The following is a 6,051-nucleotide window of genomic DNA, read 5'->3' as shown; positions in this document are numbered from 1 at the left end:
GGCGGACCCCGGCACGGGGTCCGCCGCGGCCTGCCTCCCCAGGAGCGTCCGTGAAGATCGCCGTGGCCGGTGCCTCCGGGATGATCGGCGGCGCGCTGCTGCCCGCGCTGCGCGCCGACGGCCACGAAGTGATCCAGCTGGTCCGCCGCACCCCGCGGACGGCAGAGGAACACCGCTGGGACCCGCAGCACCGGCGGATCGACCCGGCGCTGCTGCGGGACGTCGACGCCGTCGTCAACCTCGCCGGCGTGGGAGTGGGCGACCGGCGCTGGAACGAACGGCACAAGCAGGCGGTCCTCGGCAGCCGGGTCGACAGCACCGCCACGCTGGGCGAGGCCCTGCGGGACGCCGTCGCCGCCGACCCCGACCGCCCCCGGGTGCTGCTGAACGCCTCCGGCGTCGGCTGGTACGGCGACACCGGTGACCGCGTCGTCGACGAGTCCGACCCGGCCGGCGACGACTTCCTCGCCCGCGTCTGCGTGGCGTGGGAGGGCGCGACCGCGCCGGCCGCCGACGCCGGGGTGCGCGTGACCACCCTGCGCACGGGGCTGGTCCTCGGCCGCGGTGGCCTGCTCGCGCGGATGCTGCCGCTGTTCCGCGCCGGGCTGGGCGGGCGGCTGGGCTCGGGCCGGCAGTACGTGCCCTGGATCAGCCAGGAGGACGAGATCGGGGCGATCCGGTTCCTGCTCACCCACGCCGTCCCGGGGCCGGTCAACCTGTGCGGCCCCGCGCCGGTCACGAACGCCGAGTTCACCGCCGCGCTGGGCCGGGTCCTGCACCGGCCGACCGTGCTGCCGGTGCCCGGCCCGGCGCTGTGGGTGGTGCTCGGGGAGTTCGCCCGGGTGGGCGTGCTGGCGGGTCAGCGCGCAGTCCCCGGCCGGCTGACCGAGGCCGGTTTCCGGTTCACCCACGGGGACGTCGACGCCGCGCTGCGCGCCGCGGTGGCCCGGGACTGACCCGGCCGGCGGGATCAGGCCAGGCGTTCGGCGCTCTCGATCCGCCAGCCCTCCGGGGTGCGGACGAGGACCATCCGCACCTGGGCCTCGGGTCGGCCGGGAACCGTGCGCAGCGCCGGGCCGTCCGCTCGGTCGGCGGGCACCACGCGGTAGCCGGGCCAACTGTCGGTCAGCAGCAGTTCCGCCCGGGAGTCCGAGGACTCGACGACGGTGACGTCGTCGACCACCGGCGCGAAACCGCTCAGCGCCTCACCGGCCGCGGCCAGCGCGCGCGCGTGCTCCTCGTCCGCGGCCAGCAGCGGGCTGTTGATCACGTGCACGGCCCGCAGCAGGGCCGGGCTGCCGCTGAGCCCCTCGGCGCGCCGGGCGTAGAGCTCGCTGACCAGCGCCGTCCAGTCGCCGGCGGTCTCGGGGACCACGGGCCCGGGCAGCGGTCGCTCCTCCACAGCGGGAGACGGCGGGGCTGCCGCATGGGAGCCCGGGGCCGACGACCCGGCGGCGGCCGCGCGCGGCAGGTCGGCGTCACTCCCCCAGCGCGTACCGAGCCAGGCGGTGACGGCGAGCGCCGCCAGCACGAGCGCCGTGGCGAGCAGCCCACGGGTCACCGCTGCCACGCCGACGCCGGGAGGCCAGAACCGCCGTCGCCGCGTCGACGGCTCGACGGCGACCGGCCCGGGACGGGGACGGCGCCCCGGCACCACGTGGGTGACCGCGGAGCGCACGTCGGGGCGGCCGTGGCCGCCCCCGGCCACGGCCCCCAGCGCCACGGGCTCCGCCCGGCAGGCGTGCCGCAGGTCGCGCGCGAACTCCGCCGCGGTGCCGCGGTCGTGCGGATCGGCGGCGAGACCCCGGGCGATGACCTCGACGAGTCGGGGCGGCGCCTCCGGAGCCAGCTCGGTCAGGTCGGGCAGCTGCCCGGTCGCGGCCACGACGAGGGCGCCGGCGGGGGTCGCGGCGTTCCACGGGGCGATGCCGGTGAGCGCGTGGAAGGCCGCCGCCGCGGCGCCGAAGACGTCGGAGGCGGGACCCGGCGCGACGCCACGGGCCACCGCCGGGTCGACGTAGGCCGGGGTGACCTCGGCCGCCGCCGTCTCCCCCAGCACCCGGGCCACCCCGAGGTCGGTGAGCACCGGCCGCCCGTCACCGGTGAACACGATGTTCCCCGGCGCCAGGTCGCCGTGCACGACTCCGTGGTCGTGGGCGTGCGCCAGAGCCGCGGCCACCGGCGCGATCGCCGTCACCACCTCACCGGGCCGAAGCCGGCCGCGCCGGGCGAGCAGCGCGGCGAGGCTGCCCCCACCGAGCAGCTCGAGCACCAGCGCGACCCGCGACCCGCCGCCGCGCCGGGGCTGGTGCACCACCTCGATCAACCGGACCAGGTGCGGGTGGTCCAGCCGGCCCAGCAGCACGGCCTCGCGCGCCTGGCGCGCAGGGTCCCCGGCCACCAGGACCTTCACCGCCACCGGCTCCCCGCCCTCCCGGGGCACCGCCTGCCACACCTCCCCCGACGCGCCGCGGCCGAGCAGGGTCTGCAGCACGTAGCCAGGCACCGCGGGTGGCTGCGCAGCCCCCGGTGCCGCGGGCGGAACGGCGGTGGTCACGAGGGAGGACCGTAGGCGCAGTCGGGTCGCCGGCGCCGCGGTCGTCCACAGCCCACGGGCGCGCCCGCACGGCTCCCCGGCGACGGATACCGTCGGGCGGTGTCCACGTCGCTGCGGGCGGAGGTCCTCGTCGTCGGGGCCGGCCTGGCCGGGTTGTCCGCCGCCACCCGGCTGGCCGCCGCCGGCCTGGACGTGCACGTGCTGGAGTCCGGGGGGCACGCCGGCGGGCGGCTGGCGACCGAGCACATCGACGGCTTCGTCGTCGACCGTGGCTTCCAGGTGCTCAACACCGGCTATCCGAGGGCGGCCGACCTCGACCTCGACGCGCTGGACCTCGGCTGGTTCGAGCGGGGCGCGGTGATTCGCGTGGCCGGACGGGCGCACCAGGTGGTCGACCCGCGCCGCCGGCCGGCCTCGGTCGTCGGCACCGCAGCGGCGCCGCTGGGCTCCCCACGGGAGAAGGCGGCGCTGGTGACCTACTCGCTCCGCGCCGGGTACTCCCCCGTCGGCCGCCTGCTGCGGGCGCCGGAGGACTCGGCGGAGCAGGCTCTCCGCGCGGCCGGCGTGGGGAACGCCGCCCTGGAGCGGTTCCTGCGCCCGTTCCTGGCGGGGGTGCTCCTGGAGGACGAGCTCGCCACCTCCAGCCGGTACCTGCACCTGCTGTGGCGCAGCTTCGTCCGGGGCTCGATCGGGCTGCCGGCGGCCGGGATGCAGGCGGTCGGCGAGCAGCTGGCGGGGCGCCTGGGTGCCGGGCGGCTGCACCTGCACACGCCGGTGCGCTCGGTGTCGCCCGGCTCCGCGTCCACCGATGCGGGCAGCTGGGCGGCCGACGCCGTCGTCGTCGCGACCGATCCGGCCACGGCGTCGCAGCTGCTCCCCACCGTCGAGGCCGACGCGCCCCGGGAGGTCACCACCCACCTGCACGTGCTCCCCGCCTCCCCCTGGCCCGCCCCGCTGATCGTGCTCGCGCAGCCCCGGGGCCGGCTGGTGAACAGCGCCGTGCTCTCGGACGCCCAGCCGCGCTACAGCCCCGACGACCGGGCACTCGTGGCCAGCTCCACCCTCGCGCGGAGCCGGGAGGACGAGGTGCGCGGCGAGATCGCGGCGGCGCACGGGGTCGCGCCGTCGGACCTGGAGCACCTGACGTCGGTCACCGTGCCGGGGGCGCAACCGGCGGCGCTCCCGCCGCTGCGGCTGCGCCGGCCGGTCGACCTCGGCGAGGGCCTGTACGTCTGCGGTGACCACCGGGACACCCCGTCCATCCAGGGCGCGATGGCCAGCGGTGCCCGCGCCGCCCGCGCCGTGCTGCGCCGCCTGCGCCCGGCCCCGTCCGGAGGAGCTTCCTGATGCCCGCGTCCGCACCGACGATCGTGGCGACCAGCATGGGCTTCGCCCCGCGCGGCCGCGGCCCCACCGACTGGCGGCCCGGACCGGTCTTCGACCTCGCCGCCGAGCTCGCCGGGCGCCCCGAGCGCCCGCGCCTGTGCTACCTCGGCACCGCTACCGGCGACGACCCGGCACGGGTCGCCGGCGTGTACGGCGCGTTCGCCGGCAGCTCCGTGCAGGTCAGCCACCTGAGCCTGTTCCCGATGCCCACGGTCGCCGACCTGCGCGCGCACCTGCTCGCGCAGGACGTGGTGTGGGTGGGTGGCGGGAGCGTGGCGAACCTGCTCGCCGTGTGGCGGGTGCACGGGCTGGACGAGGTTTTCCGCGAGGCGTGGCGGGCCGGCGTCGTGCTGGCCGGGGTGTCGGCCGGGTCGCTGTGCTGGCACGTGGGCGGGACCACCGACTCCTACGGTCCCGACCTCCGGCCGGTCACGAACGGGCTCGGCCTGATCCCCACCAGCAACGGCGTCCACTACGACTCCGAGGAACAGCGCCGCCCGCTCTACCACCGCCTGGTCGCCGACGGCACGCTGCCAGCGGGCCATGCCACCGACGACGGCGCCGGGCTCGTGTACCGCGGGACCGAGCTCGTCGAGGTCGTGAGCGACCGCCCCGGCGCCGCCGCCTACCGGGTGGAACGCGGCCCGGACGGCACGGCGGTGGAGACCCGGCTCGAACCGCGCCGCCTCTAGAAGGACCCCGTCCTCCTCCCCCTCGCATGCTCGGGACGAGCCTCGGGACGGGGCCTAGGCTGGTGGCGTGACCGAACTGCGGGTGGTGCGCGCCGGGACCGTGCCCTACGAGGAGGCCTGGGAGACGCAACGCGAACTGCACGCCCGGCGGGTCGCCGGCGACATCCCGGACACGATGCTGCTGCTGGAGCACCCGTCCGTCTACACGGCCGGCCGGCGCACCGAGGCGCACGAACGACCGTTCGACGGGACCCCCGTCGTCGACGTGGACCGCGGCGGCAAGATCACCTGGCACGGACCAGGCCAACTGGTCGGCTACCCGATCGTCGCGCTGCCCGATCCGGTCGACGTTGTCGCCTACGTGCGGCGGCTGGAGGGCGCGCTCATCGACGTGTGCGCCGGGTTCGGGGTGGACGCCGGGCGGGTCGAGGGGCGCAGCGGGGTGTGGCTGCCCGCCGACCCCGCGACCCACCGGCCCGAGCGCAAGGTCGCGGCGATCGGCATCCGGGTCGCCCGCGGCGTGACGATGCACGGCTTCGCGCTCAACTGCGACCCCGACCTGTCGTTCTTCGCCAACATGATCCCGTGCGGCATCCCCGACGCCGGCGTGACGTCGCTGTCGGCCGAGCTGAGCCGCGACGTGACGGTGGCCGACGCGCTGCCGCCGGTCGAGAGCGCGATGCGCGCCGCCCTCTCCACCGCTGGGGCCGCGGCGGCGCGCTAGCCACTCCGGCACGGTCGGCGCCCAGCGGTATCTCAGCGCTAAGGTAAGGCTCCGTCCCGAGGAGGAGCCGCCATGCCCAGGATCGAGCCGCTGGCGCGCGAGTCGCTGCCGCAGTACGAGGAGACCTTCCGCGCCGTGGAGGCCGCGCTGGGCGTCCTCCCCAACAGCACGCTGACCATGGCCCGCCGGCCCGAGGTCATGGAGGCCTTCGCCCACCTCAACGCGGTGGTCATGGCCGAGGGCACGGTCGGCGGCGTGCTCAAGCAGCTGGTCGCGACCGTCGTCTCCGGCGCCGCCGGCTGCGCGTACTGCCAGGCCCACACCGCCCACGTGGCCGAGAAGCGGGGCGCCGACGCCGCCAAGCTCGCCGCCGTCTGGGAGTTCGAGTCCAGCCCCCTCTTCACCGACGGCGAGCGGGCCGCCCTGCGCGTGGCCCGGGGCGCCGGGGTGACGCCGAACGCCGTGACCGACGAGGAAGTGGCCGACCTGCGCCGGCACTTCGACGACGACCAGGTCGTCGAGATCGTCGCCGTCATCGCGAACTTCGGCTTCCTCAACCGGTGGAACGACACCATGGCCACCGAGCTGGAGCGATCGCCGCTGGCCTGGGCCGCCGACCACCTGCGGGACGCGGGCTGGGAAGCGGGCAAGCACGCCGGCTCCTGAGGAGCCGGCGCACCCTTCCCCGCGGT

6 protein-coding genes are annotated in these 6,051 nt (G+C 77.0%); 5 read left to right on the top strand and 1 reads right to left on the bottom strand.

The annotated features are described in order from the left end of the window. The first annotated feature begins 50 nt into the window (after positions 1 to 50). Positions 51 to 956, top strand: coding sequence for a TIGR01777 family oxidoreductase (locus ACI79Q_RS09190; RefSeq protein WP_456613619.1), 906 nt, complete (start codon positions 51 to 53; stop codon positions 954 to 956). 14 nt (positions 957 to 970) lie between these two features. On the opposite strand, the gene ACI79Q_RS09185 is transcribed toward ACI79Q_RS09190, so the two are convergent. Next, positions 971 to 2,557: a serine/threonine-protein kinase gene (locus tag ACI79Q_RS09185; protein WP_456614582.1), complete on the bottom strand. Its 1,587-nt coding sequence runs from the start codon at positions 2,555 to 2,557 to the stop codon at positions 971 to 973. Between the two features lie 99 nt (positions 2,558 to 2,656). On the opposite strand from ACI79Q_RS09185, the gene ACI79Q_RS09180 reads away from it, so the two are divergent. The 4 genes from ACI79Q_RS09180 (at position 2,657) to ACI79Q_RS09165 (ending at position 6,025) form a co-directional block, all read left to right on the top strand. After that, positions 2,657 to 3,904, top strand: a complete 1,248-nt coding sequence (locus tag ACI79Q_RS09180) for an FAD-dependent oxidoreductase (protein ID WP_456614581.1) — start codon at positions 2,657 to 2,659, stop codon at positions 3,902 to 3,904. Beyond that, positions 3,904 to 4,635, top strand: coding sequence for a Type 1 glutamine amidotransferase-like domain-containing protein (locus ACI79Q_RS09175; protein WP_456613616.1), 732 nt, complete (start codon positions 3,904 to 3,906; stop codon positions 4,633 to 4,635). Before ACI79Q_RS09180 ends, ACI79Q_RS09175 begins: the two co-directional genes overlap by 1 nt. Positions 4,636 to 4,702: 67 nt before the next feature. Then, positions 4,703 to 5,359 (top strand): lipoyl(octanoyl) transferase LipB, encoded by a 657-nt coding sequence (gene lipB, locus ACI79Q_RS09170; protein ID WP_456613615.1) that lies wholly within the window; start codon positions 4,703 to 4,705, stop codon positions 5,357 to 5,359. 72 nt (positions 5,360 to 5,431) lie between these two features. Further along, entirely contained in the window at positions 5,432 to 6,025 is a 594-nt protein-coding gene (locus ACI79Q_RS09165) for a carboxymuconolactone decarboxylase family protein (RefSeq protein WP_456614580.1), read from the top strand. The last annotated feature ends 26 nt before the right edge of the window (positions 6,026 to 6,051 follow it).

The sequence above is a fragment of the Blastococcus sp. SYSU DS0828 genome, from assembly GCF_054050975.1.
The sequence above is the reverse complement of the archived record's forward strand: the minus strand, read 5'-3'. Positions and strand labels throughout refer to the sequence as shown.

Coding starts and splice junctions, on each gene's coding strand:
- ACI79Q_RS09175 (WP_456613616.1), top strand. CDS start 3,904: ATGCCCGCGTCCGCACCGACGATCGTGGCGACCAGCATGGGCTTCGCC.
- ACI79Q_RS09165 (WP_456614580.1), top strand. CDS start 5,432: ATGCCCAGGATCGAGCCGCTGGCGCGCGAGTCGCTGCCGCAGTACGAG.